Genomic DNA, 15,770 nt, shown 5'->3' on the forward strand with positions numbered 1-15,770 from the left:
CTTCCTCAGGGAGAAGGGAAAGAAGGGAGAGGGGGTCAGCCGACGAGCGCGGGGCCGTAGGCCTCGATCTCGGACAGGCTCATCCAGTTGCTGCTCGCCTTGTTCGTGATGATCACGCGCAGGCCGGTGACGAGCACGGGGGTGCTCTCGAACTCGAGGCTCAGGTCGGGCGCCTGGTTCACGTACGGCCAGGCGACGGCATCCGTGGGCATGTCGATCCAGCCGCCGATGAGATCGCGGTACTGCACCGTCACCCCGCCGACGTTCTTCAGGCCGTTGAGGTCGAAGACTCCGGCGCCCGTGAGCTGGCGAGGCTGGTCGAAGTAGAAGCTCACCGTGTTCGGGTTGACGCGGTTCGCGGCCCCGCCGCTGCGCCAGTCGTCGAAGCCGGTGACCGTGCGGTTGCCGTCGGTCAGGCGGAAGTTCGTGCCGTTCATGTGCGTGTAGTCGTAGTGGATGCCAGCGCCGCGCAGGATGTTCACGCTCTCGGCGGGCGCGATCGTGATGACGAGGCGGGCGTCGAAGCCGGTGGCCGCGGTGGCGGGGACCTCGATGGTGCCGGCGGATGCCGTCGCATCGGCGGCGACGGACGCCCAGTCCCACGTGACCTTCGCGCGCACCGTGGTCGTCGAGCCCGAGACCGTGCGCTCGACGTGGGTCGGCGCGTGCATCTGCAGCTCCTTGAGCGTCTGGCCCACGTAGCCCGACATCGTCGCGTCGGCCGCGCCGCCCAGCGAGCCGACGAGGTATTCCGCCGTCACCGGGACGGTCTCGCCGAAGTATCCGGTGCCGGTGCCCTCGACGGTCACCGTGCCGTCGGTGTTCCACACGTCGGATGCCGGCGCGTTCCACGCGATGTTCGCGAGCGGAGCAGTGAGGCCCCACGAGTACTTTCCGGTCAGCGCCGTCGGGAACGCGGGCGTCGTGCCCGTGTCGACGCGCTGCTGGTGGGTCTCGACGGTGGCGGTGAGCGGATGCATCCGCCATTTCTGCACGTTCGCGCCGCCGGCGTCGTAGGTCTGCACCTCGCTGCCCGCCGCCGTCGCCCAGTTGTACATGTCGAGGCCGGCGATCGCGCCGTTGCCGTACGCCTGGACGTTGCGCAGGTAGCTGTATCCGTTGCCCGCGTCGCTCGCGGTCCACTGTGCGAGGGGGTTCGCCGCGGCATCGTCGAGCGTCACGCCGGGGAGCGTGAGGTAGCGGAAGTTCGGGTCGTCGTTCGCGCGGCGGGCGAGCACCTGGCCGTCGTCGTTCGCGAGCACGAAGGTGTTGCTCGCGCCCTCGACCGGATAGGCGAGCACGGCCTGGGCGCTGAGCTCGGCGGGGGTCTTGGCGAACGGGAACACCGCCGCGGCGGCACGCGTGCTGTCGGGCACGGTGGTCTGCGCGTTCGGGTTGCCGATCTCGATCACCTTGCCGGGCGCACTGAGGCTCTCGATCAGGAACGGGGTCGGCTCACCGAGCAGCACGGGATCGGGATCGGCCTCGGCGACCGCGATCGAGGGCAGCAGCGCGAGGGAGGTGAGGGCGGCCACGCTCAGGGTCGCGAGGGCACGCCGACGGGCACGACGAGAGAGGGTTCTCATGCGGGGGGTCCTTTCGGAGCGCGCACGAGCAGGGTCTCGCCGCGCCGACTCCGAACCTAGGGATCGCGGATGCCGGCAGGCGGCGCGGGAGTGAACGAAAAGTTAATGGGGTGAGGCGTTTGGGTGGCCTTCGACAGGCTCAGGGACCCGGTCCCCCGCTACTGGGTTCCTTCGTTACTTGGTTCCCTCGTTACTGGGTTCCCTCGTTACTGGGTTGCTGAGCCTGTCGAAGCATCCCTCCCCGCACGACCCCACGCGCCCAACGCATCGATCGCCTCCCCCAGCGCCTCCCCGCGCTCGGTCAGCACGTAGGCGCGGGTGTTGTGCGTCAGCGGCAATCGCCTCAGCACGCCGGCTTCTTCCAACTCGCGCAACCGGGTCGCGAGCATGTTCGTCGGCGCCCCGAGCTCGCGCTGCAGATCACCGTAGCGTTGCGGGCCGGCGAGCAGCTGCTCCACGATGAGCAGCGCCCAGCGCGCACCGACGATGTCGAGGGCGGCGGAGAGGTCGCTCACGCGGTCTGGTCGGTCGCCGGCTTCATCCAGAACGGCGAGTAGTGGTAACCGTCGGGGTCGTCGAACTGGCGCTGATACATGAAGGGGTAGTCGTCGATGTCACCGACGCGACCGCCCGCGGCTTCGGCGCGCGCGACGAGTTCGTCGACCGCCTCGCGGCTGTCGAGGTCGAACGAGACGGTGACCTTCGACGGGGTGTCGGGACCGCCGATCAGGTCTTCGGTGCCGCCGACGCTCGCGTACATCTCGCGGCTGCCGAGCATCACGTACTGCTCGGGCGCGATCTGGAAGCACGACACGTTGTGGTCCGACATCTCGGCGTTGAGGGTCCACCCGAGGGCGGTGTAGAAGGCGGTGGCTCGTTCGACGTCAGCCACGGGACAGGTGATGAAGAGGCTCATGTGTTGATACTTGCAAAATGCAAGTGCGGGGTCAAGGGGTGTTCGGCATCCGCTCGTCTGTCCGCCCATCTGCCCGCTCATCCGCACGGACGGATCACATCTGCAGGGAGAAACGGGCGGATGCTCCCTGCAGACGTGACATCTCCCTGCAGGTGTTGCGGGGTGGGCCCTTCGACAGGCTCAGGGACCCAGTCTCTCGGGGTATGGCCCTTCGACAGGCTCAGGGACTCACTTCCGACTACTGGGTTGCTGAGCTTGTCGAAGCATCCCGCCCCGGGTCACCGATCCCCCGCAGCAGCACCCGCACCGTCGCCTCGACCCGTTCGTCACTGAGCGGACGGCCCAGCAGGGCGGCATAGCTCGACATCGCGACGAACTGATCCGCGATGACCTCGGCGTCGGCATCCGATCGCACCTCGCCGTCGGCGACCGCGAGCGCCAACCGCTCGCGCACCCACTGGCGGATCGGCGCGGCCAGCCGTTCGTTCAAGGCGAGCCCGAGCGCGGCATCCGATGCGGTCACCACGATCAGCGCCCGCGCGATCGCGACGCCCTCTGCGTCGCCCAGCGACAGGCTCATGGCCGAGAACCAGGCCCGCAGGTCCGCCCCCAGATCAGAAGTGAACGGCACCGAGACCGCGGCGCCGGGCACCGACCCCTCGAGCAGCGCCTCGCCGAGAATCGCGGCCTTCGACGGCCACCAGCGGTAGATGGTCTGCTTCGAGACCTCGGCGGCCTCGGCGAGCCCCTCGATCGTCACCGATTCGTAGGCGCCCGTCGACACCGCGGCGCGCATCGCGTCCAGAACGGACCGGCGCGCTTTCTCACTGCGAGGACGGGGCACCATCAGAGGCTACTCGGGCGTACACTGATCCATAAGTAGACGCACCGTTGCGAAACTCGCAGGAACCCGAACAAGGAGCACGACATGGCCCTCACCGCCCACTCCACCATCGGCGAATGGCTCGACGACCCGACCGGCGGCCCGCTCATCCGCGGACTCTTCGAGCAGACCGGCGCCGACCCGTCGCTCCTCACCCCCGTGCTGGGCCTGCCGCTGCAGCAGCTCGTCGCGATGAGCCAGGGAGCCATGCCGCAGTCGGTCGTCGACGACCTCGTGCGCGCGGCCAACGGCGGCGTCGTGCCGGTCAAAGAGGCCGAGCCGGTCGTCGAGGCCGGCGCCCGGTTCGCCGGCAAGACCGTGATCGTCACGGGCGCGGCATCCGGCATCGGTCGCGCGACCGCCGAACGCATCGCCCGCGAAGGCGGACGCGTGATCGCCAGCGACATCGCCGCCGAGAAGCTCGACGCCCTCAAGGCCGACAACCCGGATGCCGACATCGTCACCGTCGCCGGCGACCTCACGAAGCAGGACGCGATCGACGCCGTCATCGCCGCCGCGGGCGACACGATCGACGGACTCGCGAACATCGCCGGCATCAACGACGACTTCTCGCCCGCAGGGGAAACAACGGATGCCGTGTGGGACCGCGTCATCGCGATCAACCTCACCGCCCCCTTCAAGCTCATGCGCGCGGTGCTGCCGATCATGGAGAAGGCCGGCCGCGGGTCGATCCTCAACGTCTCGAGCGAGGCGGGTCTGCGCGGAAACGCCTCGGGCAACGCCTACACCGCCAGCAAGCACGGCATCATCGGCGTCACGAAGTCGGCGGCGTTCATGTACGGCCCGAAGGGCATCCGCGTGAACTCGGTCGCGCCCGGCGGGGTGGCCACCGGCATCCCGATGCCCCCGCACATGTCGGAGTACGGCTCGGCCCGCCTCTCCCCGTTCCAGCAGGCGATCCCGACCGTCGCGACCGCCGAGCAGCTCGCCGCCTCGATCACCTTCCTGCTGTCGGACGACGGCGTGAACATCAACGGCGCGATCCTCGCCTCGGACGGCGGCTGGTCGGTGCAGTAGGCGTCTCGCCGCGCGCCGGAGTGCACCGATCGGTCAGTAATGTCGGTTCTCGGCCCGGAGAACCGACATTTCTGACCGATCAGAGGCGGGCCGCGGGAGCATCGGAACCTCACCCCACAAGGAGCGGGCGATCGCCTAGGCTCGCCGGATGACTGAATCAGACGCCTCTACACCGCAGCCGTCGCTGATCCAGCAGCGGATGGCGCTTGACCGGAAGAGCCGGTGGGCGATGGGCCAACTCGTCATCTCGCTCGTCCTGGCCGCCGGATGGGTCGTGGTGCTCATCACTGACGGGGGCGCCAAGCCCTGGCCGTGGATCGCCGCGATCGTCTTCCTCCTCCTCGCGATCGCGTGCATGGTCTCACTCGGCAAGGCGCGCCACGACACTCGGGCGTTCGAGGATGAACACGGTGCGGATGCCGGGGTTCAGGAGCGGATCTGACTCCGGCGCCTCAGCGCACCGCATCCGCCAGCACGCGATCGATCCACGGCTCGCGATCGAGGCCCGCGATCTCGGATGCCGTGAACCACCCGACCTCGACGATCTCCTCGCCGTCGGGCTCGATCTTGTCGACCACCTCACACGCGTAGGCGGTCGTCACGTAAGCGACCCGATCACCGTTCGGGTAGTCGACGACGAGCGACTCACCCCCGTAGGCACCGATGATCCCGGTGATGCGGATGCTCGCGCCGAGCTCTTCGCGCACCTCTCGCGCAACGGCATCCGCGGGTTCCTCGCCGGGTTCGACTCCGCCGCCGATCAGGCTCCATTCGTCTGTCCCAGCGCTGCGCGCGAGCAGGAAGCGCTCGCCGTCACGGATCACGGCGGTGACGCCCGGAAGCATCAGCAGGTCGTGTCCGATGCGGTCGCGCAGCGCACGGACGTAGTCGGAGATCACGAGCGCCCGAGTCGCTCCTCCGCCAGTGCTTGGCGATGCGAGGTCAGCGCCGCGCGCACGGCCGTGTAGATCACGAACCACAGCACGAGCAGGCCGATCAGCACGATCGCGACGTAGATGAGCAGGCCGATGACGAAGGTCGGAGCGAACATGCCCCCACGCTAGGGCCACGGGCCAGAGTGGGGCGGTGTGCCGCACCCGATCGGTGCGAAATGCTGCCTATCGACGCTCAGAACCGTCATTTCCGACCGGTCGGTGGCCACTGCGGCGACGAGACGTCAACCGCACACACGAGAGCGCACCGCCCAGGGGTGGTGACGGTGCGCTCTCGATCCTTGCCCGGGCGCGCGGACGCGACCGGAAGCTTCGGATGCCGAGGCTCAGCCCTTCATCGACACCCCGACGCGATCGCGCGGATGCCGCGCGTACGGGTCATCGGCGTCGGCGGGAGGCTCCTCGTCGTGGACGAGGTGATCGACCTGGCGCGCAGCGGCCGAACCGCGGCCCGCGACGACGGCATCCGCTTCGGTGAGATATCCCGATCCGATCACCCCCGCCTCTCCTTCGATGCGGTTGAACCAGATTCCGTTGCGGTGAAACGTCACTATGTCGCCGGCAGCCATGCCTATCTCTCCTTCGATCTGGCCCCCTGTCTACGCGACGGCACCGCCCCGCAGAACCCCCTTGCCGGATCCCTCGACGGCAGGTAACGGGACAGGAAAAATTCCTGCAATCTGCCCGACACAAAGGCGATATATTGCCGACACAGGACTTCCCTAGGTTGCGATCAACCCGCATTCGCGACCCCGGCCACAAGCCACCCCTGCACCACGACGACGTGACCGGTCGCCTTTCGTTCCTGCCTACCCGAAAGCACTCATGACCCGACTGACTCCTCTCCGACGTCGGCGGCTGCTCGCGACCACCATGGTCACCGCGCTGTTCGCCGGCTCCCTCCTCGCCACCGCCGTTCCGGCATCCGCCGCCGACGACCCGATCGACGGAGCCCGCACCTCGGGCGACGCCATGTTCCCCAACGTCGGCAACGGCGGATACGACGCCCTCGACTACGACATCGACATCGCGTGGAGCCCGACCGGCGTCGCCGGCACGGGCAGCACCGCCGTCGTCACGGGCAAGTTCGACTCGGCATCCACCACCATGACGGCCCGCGCCCTCGCGCCGCTGCGCTCGTTCTCGCTCGACTTCGAGGGTCTGACCGTCGACAGCGTGTTCGTGAACGGCCAGCCCGCCACCTGGTCCCGCGACATCGACGCGGCAGCCATCAAGTACAAGCTCATCGTGACCCCGGCGACCCCGGTCACCGGCGAGTTCACCGTCACCGTGAACTACAGCGGAGTTCCGGTGTTCCACACCGACGCCGACGACAGCCAGGAAGGCTGGAGCGGCACCAACGACGGTGCGATGCTGCTGGGCCAGCCCATCGGCATGATGACCGGCTTCCCGCACAACAACACCCCCGGCGACAAGGCCACCTACACGATCACGGTGGACGCCCCGTCGACCCTCACCAACACGGCGGGCGTGAGCGCCCCGGGCGCTGTCGCGAGCAACGGCGAGCTGCAGTCGAAGGTCGTCAGCCAGTCCGGCGAGCGCACCACGTGGACCTGGCGCCAGCAGAAGCAGATGGCGTCGGAGCTCGTCGTCATCGGCATCGGCCGCTACGAGGTCGTCGAGGGCAGCATCACGCTGCTCGACGGTCGCACGATCCCGTCGTGGTCGTTCATCGACTTCGGCCTCAGCGACGCGAACAAGACCACGGTGCGCAACCGCATTACGCAGCTGCAGACCATCACGCAGAACCTCGAGCGCATCTACGGTCCCTACCCGGGCAACAGCACCGGCGTGATCGTGAAGACCGTTCCGAGCGCGATCAACTACGCACTCGAGACGCAGGACCGCTCGTTCTTCCCGAGCGTGAACTCGGTCAACGGCAACACGCTCATCCACGAACTCGTGCACCAGTGGTACGGCAACAACGTCGCCCCGTCGACGTGGACCGACATCTGGATGGGCGAGGGCATGGCGACCTGGGGTCCGACGTACTACAACTCCTCGGAGGGACCGGCCGCTGGCGCGACCCTCTCGGAGCAGACGTACTTCAACTCGTGGAACAACACCGCTCCGACCAGCGCCAACTGGAACATCGCACCGGGCGGTCAGACCGACTCGGCCAACCTCTACGGCTACCAGACCTACACGCGCAGCGCGCAGTTCTGGGCGGCGCTGCGGGTCGCGATCGGCGATGAGCCGTACTTCACCCTGATCAAGCAGTGGCAGGTCGACAACGCGGGCAAGAGCCTCGCCGGCGCCGATCTGAAGGCCCTGGCCGAGGAACTCTCGGGCTTCGACCTCACCGCCTTCTGGACCGACTGGATCCTCGAGCCCGGCAAGCCCGCCTGGCCCGACAAGTACTTGGTCGCACTCAGCGGCGGCAGCCCCGAGGTCGCGCTCTACCCGGGCGAGACCGTGTCGTACACCGTCACGGCGCTCAACACCGGTCGCGTGCCGCTGGCCTCGTCGGTCGTGTCGGTCGACGTGAGCGCGCTGCTCGCGAACGCCGACCTGGTCGTGCCCGAGGGCGCCACGCTCGACGGCACCACGCTCAGCTGGCCGATCCCGGTCGGCACGGCGGTCGGCACGAGCGCGTCGCTGACCATCGACGCGACGATCAGCGAGAAATCGGCCGGCGGCTCGTTCGCGCTGGCCGTGAAGCCCCTCACCCTCGGTGGAAGCTGCACCGAGACGTGCGCGGTCGACACCTCGGTCGTCGAGATCGTCGCCCCGACCGAGCTGCCCACCATCACGGGTGAGGCCGTCGTCGGCGAGACGCTGACCGCGACCTCCGAGGGCTGGCCCGAGGGCACCGAGCTCACCTACGAGTGGGCGATCGACGGTGTTCCGGTCGAGGTCCCCGCGGAGGACGAGGAAGAGCCGGTCGACGAGCCCGCCGGGCTGATGGCCGCTCGCGCCGTCGATGCCGGACCGAACTTCGTGATCCCGGCATCCGCTCTCGGCGCCCGCATCACGGTCACGGTCACGGGAACCCTCGAGGGCTTCCGCAGCGGATCGGTCACGAGCGAGGCGACCGTCGCGGTCGCCGCGGCCGAGGTTCCCGGCGGAGGCGAAGACCCCGACAACGGCGGCGGCACCGGCGGTGGCACGGGTGGTGGCGGAGCCGTCACCCCCGGCGACCCCGACGGTTCGGGCGAACTCAGCCAGACCGGGGGCGAACTACCCACGGCACTCGGCCTGCTGGCCCTCGTGCTGCTCGTCGGCGGAGGCATGTTCGTCGCCGCCCGACGCCGCAAGCTCGAGGTCTGATCGAGGTCTGATCGGCTGACGCACGCGAGCGCCCGTCCCCGGGATTCCGGGGGCGGGCGCTTTCGGGTGCGGTCGGCGGTGCGGCGGTGGTCGGGCGGCGGTCGCGCGGTGGTGAAGGGTCAAGACACGCCGCAGACGGATGCCGCGGCACGGCGTATTCTGACCCCTCGGCGGCTCGGGTGGAGCTCAGGAGTTTGCGACGGCGGCCGAGCGGATGCCGGAGACGATCAGCGCGAGCCCCGCGGCGAAGTTGTCGTCCGGGCTGGCGCCCGGGGAGGCGAGTCGCGCGGGCGAGAGGTCGACGGAGGGATCCGCGGCCCCGATGACAGCCGCGTGCACCCGCTGCTGCTCGTGGAACGTGAACCCGATCACGTAGTGCACCAGGGTGTCGGCGGCGACCTCGGCCGCGGCATCCGTGAGCCCCGCGGCGAGCGCCGCCTCGACGAGCCGCTGCCGAGCGGGCAGGTCGAGCAGCCCGAGCGCGAGCGAGCTCGACACGACCTCGGCGCCGTCGCGGTGGGCGAGGAGACGGTCGCGCAGCGCGGTGGCCGTGGCGGCGAGGTCGGGGGCATCCGATTCGGCATCCGATTCGGCATCCGATTCGCCCGCAACCATGCGGGCGCTGACCGCGGCCAGGAGCGCCTGCTTGTTCGGAAAGTGCCAGTACAGCGCGCTCACCTGCACGTCGAGTTCGTCGGCGATGCGGCGCATCGAGAGCCCGGCGATGCCGTTCTCGGCGAGAACGCTCATGGCCGCGTCGACGACGTCGGGCTTGCTGCGCCTCGGGGCGGGCTGATCTGCGGATGCCGCGTTCATGGTGCTACTGTACCGAACAGTGTTCAGGTGAACAGTGTTCAGGAGGAACTTCCCATGTCAGCATCCGCCGTCTCCCCGCGCTCCGCTCTGGTGCTCGCCGACCTCGTTCCCGGCGCACGGGTGCGGGATATCGCACTCACGCTCGCCGGCACCGCGTTCATCACGGTTGCCGGATACATCGCCATTCCGCTTCCGTTCACGCCGGTGCCGCTGTCGCTCGCGACCTTCGCCGTGCTGCTGACGGGCGCCTCGCTCGGACCCCTGCGCGGAAGCGCGAGCGCACTCCTCTACCTGGCTCTCGGCGTGATCGGCGTGCCGCTCTTCGCCGGCGGCAATGCGGGCTGGGCGTTCTCGTCGTTCGGATACATCGTCGGCTACGTGGTCGCCGCCCTGCTGGTCGGCACTCTGGCACGCCGCCGAGCCGACCGTTCCGTGCTCTCGACGCTCGGACTCGCCGGCCTCGGCTCGCTCGCGATCTACGCGTGCGGTGTGCCGTGGCTCGCGGCCTTCGCCGGGGTCGACATCCCCACCGCGATCGGCCTCGGCGTCGTGCCGTTCCTGATCGGCGACGCGATCAAGATCGTCGCGATGGCCGGACTCCTCCCCGCCACCTGGCGCCTGATCGATCGCACCCGCCGCGACTGAGTCGCCCCTGCGCGTGCACCGATCGGTGCAGGATGTCGGTTCTGCCGCCGGATAACCGACATTTCGCACCGATCGGTGCGGTGGTAACTCCTAGACTCGGCGGCATGACGAACTCCCCCGCACCCCACGTGCGTCCGAACCGGATCGCCCTGCCCGCGCTCGCGCCGACGCTGTTCGTCGTCGCCGCGTTGTTCCTGCCGATCGGCGCGTTCCTCGGCACGATCAACGCGGATCGCGACGCCGACTGGGCGATCTTCCAGACACAGCTCGGCACCGTCATCTTCTGGTTCGGAGCGGTGTCGCTGTTCATCGGCCTGCTGCTCGTCGGCATCCGCTCGATCGCGCAGCAGCACCTCGACTTCGCGTTGCGGGCGCAGCGCCTGCAACGACCCGAGTGACGCACGCCGACTCGCCCGCACCCCGTACCCAACTCAGGAAAGGTCGGCCGGATCGGCCCAAAAACCTCCGTTCCGGCCCGATTCGGCCAGTTCTTCCTGAGTTGGGTACAGCGCCGACCGGCCTCACGCCACGTCGAGCACCCAGGTCACCCCGAACCGGTCGGTGAGCATGCCGAATCCGGCCGACCAGGCCGAGGCGGCGAGCGGCTCGACGACGGTCGCGCCCACGGCGAGCGCTTCCCAGTACCCGGTGAGCTCGTCGAGCGACGAGGCCCGCAGCGACTGGAAGAACGGACGGTCGGTGATCGTGACACCGTTCTCCCGACGGGTGACGCCGGCCGGAGCGTCCGTCGCTCCGGGGATGTCATAGGCCATCAGTGCGATCGCGCCCCCGGCGATCTGCCCGAAGACGACCTTGTCGGCGCCCGGAACGTCGGCCGGCATGCCGAAGTCCCCGTAGGTCGCCGCCGTGACGGTGCCGCCGAAGACCTCGGCGTAGAAGTCGAGCGCCGCGCGTGCGGTGCCGGCGAAGTTGAGGTGGGTCGTGGTGGTGACGGTCATGATTCCTCCTGTGAGAGATGAGCCGAGCGGATGCCCGTACGACCACTCTCTCGACAGAAGAGGTCAGTTTCGGTCCTCTACTCGGCGCACAATGGAGACATGGCCGGAAGCTCGTCACGGATGCTCGCACTGCTCTCCCTTCTGCAGACGCAGCGCGATTGGCCCGGTGCCGTGCTCGCCGAGCGTCTCGAGGTGAGCCCGCGCACGGTGCGCCGCGACGTCGACCGGCTCCGCGATCTCGGTTACCGGATCGGCGCGGTCAAGGGACCCGACGGCGGGTACCGACTCGCCGCCGGGTCGGAGCTCCCACCCCTCCTCTTCGACGACGAGCAGGCCGTCGCCGTCGCGGTCGCCCTGCAGAGCATCCCGGCGAGCGGCATCGACATCGACGAGGGAGCCGAGCGAGCCCTCGCGACGGTGCGCCAGGTCATGCCGTCGCGCTTGCGGCATCGGATCGACGGCATCCGCTTCCAGGGATCGACGGCTGCCGACCGCGTCGACCCCGCTACCCTCGAAGCGGTGACGGCCGCGGTGCGCGACCGGCACGTGCTGCGGTTCGACTACGGAGTGACCGAATCGGATGCCGCGCGCCGCCGCGTCGAGCCGCATGATGTCGTGTCGCGCCAGGGCCGCTGGTACCTGATCGCGTGGGATCTCGACCGCGACGACTGGCGCATCTTCCGCCTCGGCCGCCTGCACCCGCGCATCCCGACCGGCCCAGCGTTCACTCCGCGCCCGCTGCCCGGCGGGGTCGACGCCCGCACCTTCCTCGCGGCACGGTCGAAGGGATCGGATGCCGTCGACCGCTGGCCCTGCATCGGCACCGTCGTGATCGACCTGCCCGCCCGCGAGATCACTCCGTACCTCGACGACGGCGACCTCGAGCAGCTCCCCGACGGACGCTGCCGCCTCACGCTCGGGTCCTGGTCGTGGACAGGTCTGGTCGCTGCGGTCACCCGCTTCGACGCCCCCTTCACGATCGAGGGACCCGCGGCGTTCGCCGAGGCATCCGCCGCTCTCTCGGCACGCCTGGCCGCGGCATCCGCCCCCTGAAGCGCGCACGACTGCACCGATCCACCACCCCCACGACACCCGGCCGGCCACCCGACCGCACCCCGGTAGACTGGCACTGCCCCGCCGGCCCCTTCCTCTTGGAGTGTGCGTGACCACCGCCCCTGCACCTGCCCGCAAGCACGTCCCCGACTCCGTCTCGAACGCGATCGCGACGCCCGAGAAGGAGCAGCCCTACGCGGCGCTCGGACTCAAGCCCGACGAGTACGCGAAGATCCGCGAGATCCTCGGACGCCGCCCCACCTCGGGCGAGCTGGCGATGTACTCGGTCATGTGGTCGGAGCACTGCTCGTACAAGAGCAGCAAGAACTACCTGCGCCGCTTCGGCCAGAAGGTCTCCGACGAGATGAAGGAACGCCTCATGGTGGGCATGGGCCAGAACGCGGGCGTCATCGACGTCGGCGAGGGCTGGGCCGTCACCTTCAAGGCCGAAAGCCACAACCACCCGAGCTTCATCGAGCCCTTCCAGGGTGCGGCGACCGGCGTCGGCGGCATCGTGCGCGACATCATCTCGATGGGCGCCCGCCCGGTCGCGGTCATGGACGCCCTGCGCTTCGGTGCGATCGACCACCCCGACACCGCCCGCGTCGTGCACGGCGTGACCAGCGGCATCAGCTTCTACGGCAACTGCCTCGGCCTGCCGAACATCGGCGGCGAGACGGTCTTCGACTCGGTCTACCAGGCCAACCCGCTCGTCAACGCGCTCGCGGTGGGCGTGCTGCGCCACGAGGACCTCAAGCTCGCCAACGCGACCGGCGTCGGCAACAAGGTCGTGCTGTTCGGCGCCCGCACGGGTGGCGACGGCATCGGCGGCGCGAGCATCCTCGCCTCCGACACGTTCGCCGACGGCGGCCCGACCAAGCGCCCCGCGGTGCAGGTCGGCGACCCCTTCGCCGAGAAGGTGCTCATCGAGTGCTGCCTCGAGCTCTACCGCGACGAGCTCGTCGAGGCGATCCAGGACCTCGGCGCCGCGGGCATCTCGTGCGCGACCAGTGAGCTCGCCGCCAACGGCAACAGCGGCATGAAGGTGTCGCTCGACAACGTGCTGCTGCGCGACCCCTCGCTGACCGCCGAAGAGATCCTCATGTCGGAGTCGCAGGAGCGCATGATGGCGATCGTCGCGCCCGAGAAGCTCGACGCGTTCCTCGCCGTGGTGGACAAGTGGGAGGTCGAGACCTCCGTGCTCGGCGAGGTCACCGGCGACGGACGCCTCGTCATCGACTGGCAGGGCGAGCGCATCGTCGACGTCGACCCCTCGACGGTCGCGGTCGACGGCCCGGTCTACGACCGCCCGGTCGCCTACCCGACGTGGATCGACGCACTGCAGGCGGATGCCGCCGAGCTGCTGCCCCGCGCGAACGACGCCGACACCCTGCGCGAGCAGTTCCTCGCGCTGGTGGGCTCGCCGAACCTGGCCGACACGAGCTGGATCACCAACCAGTACGACTACTACGTGCTCGGCAACACGGCCCTGAGCTTCCCCGACGACGCCGGCATGATCCGCGTCGACGAGGAGTCGGGACTCGGCTTCTCGATCTCCACCGACGCCAACGGCCGTTACTGCCAGCTCGACCCCTACGCGGGTGCACAGCTGGCCCTGGCCGAGGCGTACCGCAACGTCGCCGTCACCGGCGCCGTGCCCACCGCGATCACCGACTGCCTCAACTTCGGTTCTCCCGAGAACCCCGAGGTCATGTGGCAGTTCGGCCAGACGGTCGACGGCCTCGCCGACGGATGCTTCGAACTGGGCACCCCGGTCACCGGCGGCAACGTCTCGTTCTACAACCAGACCGGCGACGTGCCGATCCACCCGACCCCGCTCGTGGGCGTGCTCGGCATCATCGACGATGTCTCGCGCCGCATCCCCTCGGGATGGCAGGACGAGGGCCAGAACATCTACCTGCTCGGCACCACCTCGACCGAGCTCTCGGGTTCGGCGTGGGCCGAGGTCGTGCACCAGCACCTCGGCGGACTCCCCCCGAAGGTCGACCTCGCGGGCGAGAAGCGCCTCGCGGGCCTGCTCGCCGCCGCGCGCGACGAGTGGCTGATCTCGTCGGCGCACGATGTCTCCGAGGGCGGCCTCGGCCAGGCCCTCGCCGAGGGAGTCATGCGCTTCGGCGTCGGCGCCCGCGTGTGGCTCACCGAGATCATCGACCGCGACGGTGTGGATGCGGCATCCGCCCTGTTCTCCGAGTCGACCGGTCGCGTCATCGTGACCGTGCCGCGCGAGGACGACGTGAAGTTCCGCGGCCTCTGCGAGGGACGCGGCTACCCGGTCATGCGTATCGGCGTGACCGACAGCGAGCCGCAGCTCGAGGTGCAGGACGTCTTCACGATCCCCGTCGCCGAGCTGCGCGAGCGCTCGGCCGCCACGCTGCCGTCGTACTTCGGTCCGACCGTCACCGAACAGGTTTCCTGATGAGCGACCTCAGCCGTCGCGAGCCCAACGAGCCGGCCCGGCGCGAGAGCGTCCGTCCCGAGCTCAGCGAGGACTACGGCGACCTCGGCGAGCGCCGCAACCGGCGCATCCGGGTGATCGCGTGGACGGTCATCATCGCGCTGATCCTCGGTGGTGGCGGCGCGACGCTGTTCACCCTGCTCCCCGGTTTCTGAGGCATCCGCTTTCCGGGCTTGCGACGCTTCGACAAGCTCAGCGACCCAGGGCGGTCGGCTCAGCGACCCAGGGCGGTCGGCTCAGCGACCCAGCGTTGAAACTGGGTCCCTGAGCCTGTCGAAGGGCCCGACCCCGCGCACCGCAACGCAGGAGATCTCGCCTTCTGCAGGATCGAATACCGCGGATGCTCCTGCGATACGCGAGATCTCCTGCCGTTCTGCGTAGGGGACGCTTCGACAAGCTCAGCGACCCAGCGTCTTGGCTCAGCAACCCAGCGTCTTGGCTCAGCGCCCCAGCGTCTTAGCTCAGCAGCCCAGGGGGGAAACCCGGTCCCTGAGCGAGCGCAGCGAGACGAAGGGCGCTCAGCGCGCGAACAGGAACCGCGCCAACCGCACGACGCCCTCGGAGTCGCGCTTCTCGCGGCCGAGCGACTCGACGATGATGGCGCCGAGGATCGCGCGGCCGATCTGCGCGACGGGGGCATCCTCGGCCAGCTGGCCGTCGCGGATGCCGGCGCGCAGCCGCGAGCCGAGATGCTCCTCGACGCCCAGACTCTCGCCGAGGTGCTGGCCGACTCCGGCATCCTCGGTCGCCGCCGCGACCAGCGACCGCAGCAGCGCGCCGCCCTGGGGTTCGTCGAGGATCGCGAGCACGCTGCGCAACCACGCCTCGACGTCGGCGGAGAGGTCGCCCGTGTACGGCACGACGAAGTCGACGGGGATGAGCCGCCCCTCGGCGAGGCACTCCCCGATCAGGGCTCCGCGCGACGGCCACCACCGGTAGATGGTCTGCTTGCCGACGCCGGCCTCTTTCGCGATGCCCTCGATCGTCAGCCGGTCGTAGCCCTGATTGTGGAACAGCCGGGCGGTGGCGTCGAGGATCGCCTCGCGCGCGGCGGTGCTGCGCACGGGTCCGCTTCGATGCTCGTTCACCATCCATTCAGGATAGCCACAGATCTCTAGACGAGACGTGCCGTATGCTCAACGAGTCTGAAGGAG

General features: G+C 69.3%; 18 protein-coding genes. 8 read left to right on the forward strand and 10 right to left on the reverse strand.

Annotated elements, in window-relative coordinates; genetic code table 11:
• Window positions 1-35: 35 nt before the first annotated feature.
• The 4 genes from KZC52_RS09630 to KZC52_RS09645 form a co-directional block, all read right to left on the reverse strand.
• Window positions 36-1,586 (reverse strand): Ig-like domain-containing protein, encoded by a 1,551-nt coding sequence (locus KZC52_RS09630; protein WP_247623827.1) that lies wholly within the window; start codon window positions 1,584-1,586, stop codon window positions 36-38.
• A gap of 206 nt (window positions 1,587-1,792) precedes the next feature.
• Entirely contained in the window at window positions 1,793-2,101 is a 309-nt protein-coding gene (locus KZC52_RS09635) for a winged helix-turn-helix transcriptional regulator (protein ID WP_247623828.1), read from the reverse strand.
• Entirely contained in the window at window positions 2,098-2,502 is a 405-nt protein-coding gene (locus KZC52_RS09640; RefSeq protein WP_247623829.1) for a VOC family protein, read from the reverse strand. The genes KZC52_RS09635 and KZC52_RS09640 overlap by 4 nt, the downstream gene beginning before the upstream one ends.
• A 238-nt stretch (window positions 2,503-2,740) precedes the next feature.
• A complete protein-coding gene (locus KZC52_RS09645; RefSeq protein ID WP_247623830.1) occupies window positions 2,741-3,346 on the reverse strand; it encodes a TetR/AcrR family transcriptional regulator in 606 nt (201 codons plus the stop codon).
• An 84-nt stretch (window positions 3,347-3,430) separates the two neighbouring features.
• Between KZC52_RS09645 and KZC52_RS09650 the strand changes: the two genes are divergently transcribed.
• Both KZC52_RS09650 and KZC52_RS09655 read left to right on the forward strand, forming a co-directional pair.
• Window positions 3,431-4,423, forward strand: a complete 993-nt coding sequence (locus KZC52_RS09650) for an SDR family NAD(P)-dependent oxidoreductase (protein ID WP_247623831.1) — start codon at window positions 3,431-3,433, stop codon at window positions 4,421-4,423.
• 148 nt (window positions 4,424-4,571) lie between these two features.
• Entirely contained in the window at window positions 4,572-4,865 is a 294-nt protein-coding gene (locus KZC52_RS09655) for a hypothetical protein (RefSeq protein ID WP_247623832.1), read from the forward strand.
• Between the two features lie 10 nt (window positions 4,866-4,875).
• Here KZC52_RS09655 and KZC52_RS09660 read toward each other — a convergent pair whose 3' ends face one another.
• The 3 genes from KZC52_RS09660 to KZC52_RS09670 all read right to left on the reverse strand — a co-directional run bounded on the left by KZC52_RS09660 (window position 4,876) and on the right by KZC52_RS09670 (window position 5,945).
• Window positions 4,876-5,322, reverse strand: coding sequence for an NUDIX domain-containing protein (locus KZC52_RS09660; protein WP_247623833.1), 447 nt, complete (start codon window positions 5,320-5,322; stop codon window positions 4,876-4,878).
• Entirely contained in the window at window positions 5,319-5,474 is a 156-nt protein-coding gene (locus KZC52_RS09665) for a hypothetical protein (RefSeq protein WP_247623834.1), read from the reverse strand. The genes KZC52_RS09660 and KZC52_RS09665 overlap by 4 nt, the downstream gene beginning before the upstream one ends.
• 228 nt (window positions 5,475-5,702) lie before the next feature.
• Window positions 5,703-5,945, reverse strand: coding sequence for a hypothetical protein (locus tag KZC52_RS09670; protein ID WP_247623835.1), 243 nt, complete (start codon window positions 5,943-5,945; stop codon window positions 5,703-5,705).
• Window positions 5,946-6,201: 256 nt separating this feature from the next.
• On the opposite strand from KZC52_RS09670, the gene KZC52_RS09675 reads away from it, so the two are divergent.
• Complete coding sequence (locus tag KZC52_RS09675) at window positions 6,202-8,667, forward strand: M1 family metallopeptidase (protein WP_247623836.1); 2,466 nt, start codon at window positions 6,202-6,204, stop codon at window positions 8,665-8,667.
• Window positions 8,668-8,853: 186 nt separating this feature from the next.
• On the opposite strand, the gene KZC52_RS09680 is transcribed toward KZC52_RS09675, so the two are convergent.
• Window positions 8,854-9,483 (reverse strand): TetR family transcriptional regulator, encoded by a 630-nt coding sequence (locus tag KZC52_RS09680; protein ID WP_247623837.1) that lies wholly within the window; start codon window positions 9,481-9,483, stop codon window positions 8,854-8,856.
• Between the two features lie 54 nt (window positions 9,484-9,537).
• Between KZC52_RS09680 and KZC52_RS09685 the strand changes: the two genes are divergently transcribed.
• Window positions 9,538-10,128: a biotin transporter BioY gene (locus tag KZC52_RS09685; protein WP_247623838.1), complete on the forward strand. Its 591-nt coding sequence runs from the start codon at window positions 9,538-9,540 to the stop codon at window positions 10,126-10,128.
• Between the two features lie 104 nt (window positions 10,129-10,232).
• The gene (locus KZC52_RS09690; protein ID WP_247623839.1) at window positions 10,233-10,526 is read left to right on the forward strand and encodes a hypothetical protein; all 294 of its coding nucleotides are present in this window, start codon (window positions 10,233-10,235) and stop codon (window positions 10,524-10,526) included.
• Window positions 10,527-10,649: 123 nt separating this feature from the next.
• On the opposite strand, the gene KZC52_RS09695 is transcribed toward KZC52_RS09690, so the two are convergent.
• The gene (locus KZC52_RS09695) at window positions 10,650-11,087 is read right to left on the reverse strand and encodes a VOC family protein (RefSeq protein ID WP_247623840.1); all 438 of its coding nucleotides are present in this window, start codon (window positions 11,085-11,087) and stop codon (window positions 10,650-10,652) included.
• Between the two features lie 99 nt (window positions 11,088-11,186).
• Here KZC52_RS09695 and KZC52_RS09700 point away from each other — a divergent pair, with 99 nt between their 5' ends.
• The 3 genes from KZC52_RS09700 (at window position 11,187) to KZC52_RS09710 (ending at window position 14,771) form a co-directional block, all read left to right on the forward strand.
• Window positions 11,187-12,140 (forward strand): helix-turn-helix transcriptional regulator, encoded by a 954-nt coding sequence (locus KZC52_RS09700; RefSeq protein WP_247623841.1) that lies wholly within the window; start codon window positions 11,187-11,189, stop codon window positions 12,138-12,140.
• Window positions 12,141-12,249: 109 nt separating this feature from the next.
• Window positions 12,250-14,577: a phosphoribosylformylglycinamidine synthase subunit PurL gene (purL, locus tag KZC52_RS09705; RefSeq protein WP_247623842.1), complete on the forward strand. Its 2,328-nt coding sequence runs from the start codon at window positions 12,250-12,252 to the stop codon at window positions 14,575-14,577.
• A complete protein-coding gene (locus tag KZC52_RS09710) occupies window positions 14,577-14,771 on the forward strand; it encodes a hypothetical protein (RefSeq protein ID WP_247623843.1) in 195 nt (64 codons plus the stop codon). Before purL ends, KZC52_RS09710 begins: the two co-directional genes overlap by 1 nt.
• Window positions 14,772-15,134: 363 nt before the next feature.
• Here KZC52_RS09710 and KZC52_RS09715 read toward each other — a convergent pair whose 3' ends face one another.
• On the reverse strand, window positions 15,135-15,707 hold the full coding sequence (locus tag KZC52_RS09715) for a TetR/AcrR family transcriptional regulator (protein ID WP_247623844.1): 573 nt from the start codon (window positions 15,705-15,707) through the stop codon (window positions 15,135-15,137).
• Window positions 15,708-15,770: the final 63 nt, after the last annotated feature.

Origin of the sequence: Microbacterium galbinum, assembly GCF_023091225.1 — a bacterium.
Classification (GTDB): domain Bacteria; phylum Actinomycetota; class Actinomycetes; order Actinomycetales; family Microbacteriaceae; genus Microbacterium; species Microbacterium galbinum.

Bases quoted from the DNA above. Each gene is read 5' to 3' on its own strand.
- KZC52_RS09630 (WP_247623827.1), bottom strand. From the start codon at position 1,586: ATGAGAACCCTCTCTCGTCGTGCCCGTCGGCGTGCCCTCGCGACCCTG.
- KZC52_RS09640 (WP_247623829.1), bottom strand. From the start codon at position 2,502: ATGAGCCTCTTCATCACCTGTCCCGTGGCTGACGTCGAACGAGCCACC.
- KZC52_RS09650 (WP_247623831.1), top strand. From the start codon at position 3,431: ATGGCCCTCACCGCCCACTCCACCATCGGCGAATGGCTCGACGACCCG.
- KZC52_RS09655 (WP_247623832.1), top strand. From the start codon at position 4,572: ATGACTGAATCAGACGCCTCTACACCGCAGCCGTCGCTGATCCAGCAG.
- KZC52_RS09665 (WP_247623834.1), bottom strand. From the start codon at position 5,474: ATGTTCGCTCCGACCTTCGTCATCGGCCTGCTCATCTACGTCGCGATC.
- KZC52_RS09670 (WP_247623835.1), bottom strand. From the start codon at position 5,945: ATGGCTGCCGGCGACATAGTGACGTTTCACCGCAACGGAATCTGGTTC.
- KZC52_RS09675 (WP_247623836.1), top strand. From the start codon at position 6,202: ATGACCCGACTGACTCCTCTCCGACGTCGGCGGCTGCTCGCGACCACC.
- KZC52_RS09680 (WP_247623837.1), bottom strand. From the start codon at position 9,483: ATGAACGCGGCATCCGCAGATCAGCCCGCCCCGAGGCGCAGCAAGCCC.
- KZC52_RS09685 (WP_247623838.1), top strand. From the start codon at position 9,538: ATGTCAGCATCCGCCGTCTCCCCGCGCTCCGCTCTGGTGCTCGCCGAC.
- KZC52_RS09690 (WP_247623839.1), top strand. From the start codon at position 10,233: ATGACGAACTCCCCCGCACCCCACGTGCGTCCGAACCGGATCGCCCTG.
- KZC52_RS09695 (WP_247623840.1), bottom strand. From the start codon at position 11,087: ATGACCGTCACCACCACGACCCACCTCAACTTCGCCGGCACCGCACGC.
- KZC52_RS09700 (WP_247623841.1), top strand. From the start codon at position 11,187: ATGGCCGGAAGCTCGTCACGGATGCTCGCACTGCTCTCCCTTCTGCAG.
- KZC52_RS09710 (WP_247623843.1), top strand. From the start codon at position 14,577: ATGAGCGACCTCAGCCGTCGCGAGCCCAACGAGCCGGCCCGGCGCGAG.
- KZC52_RS09715 (WP_247623844.1), bottom strand. From the start codon at position 15,707: ATGGTGAACGAGCATCGAAGCGGACCCGTGCGCAGCACCGCCGCGCGC.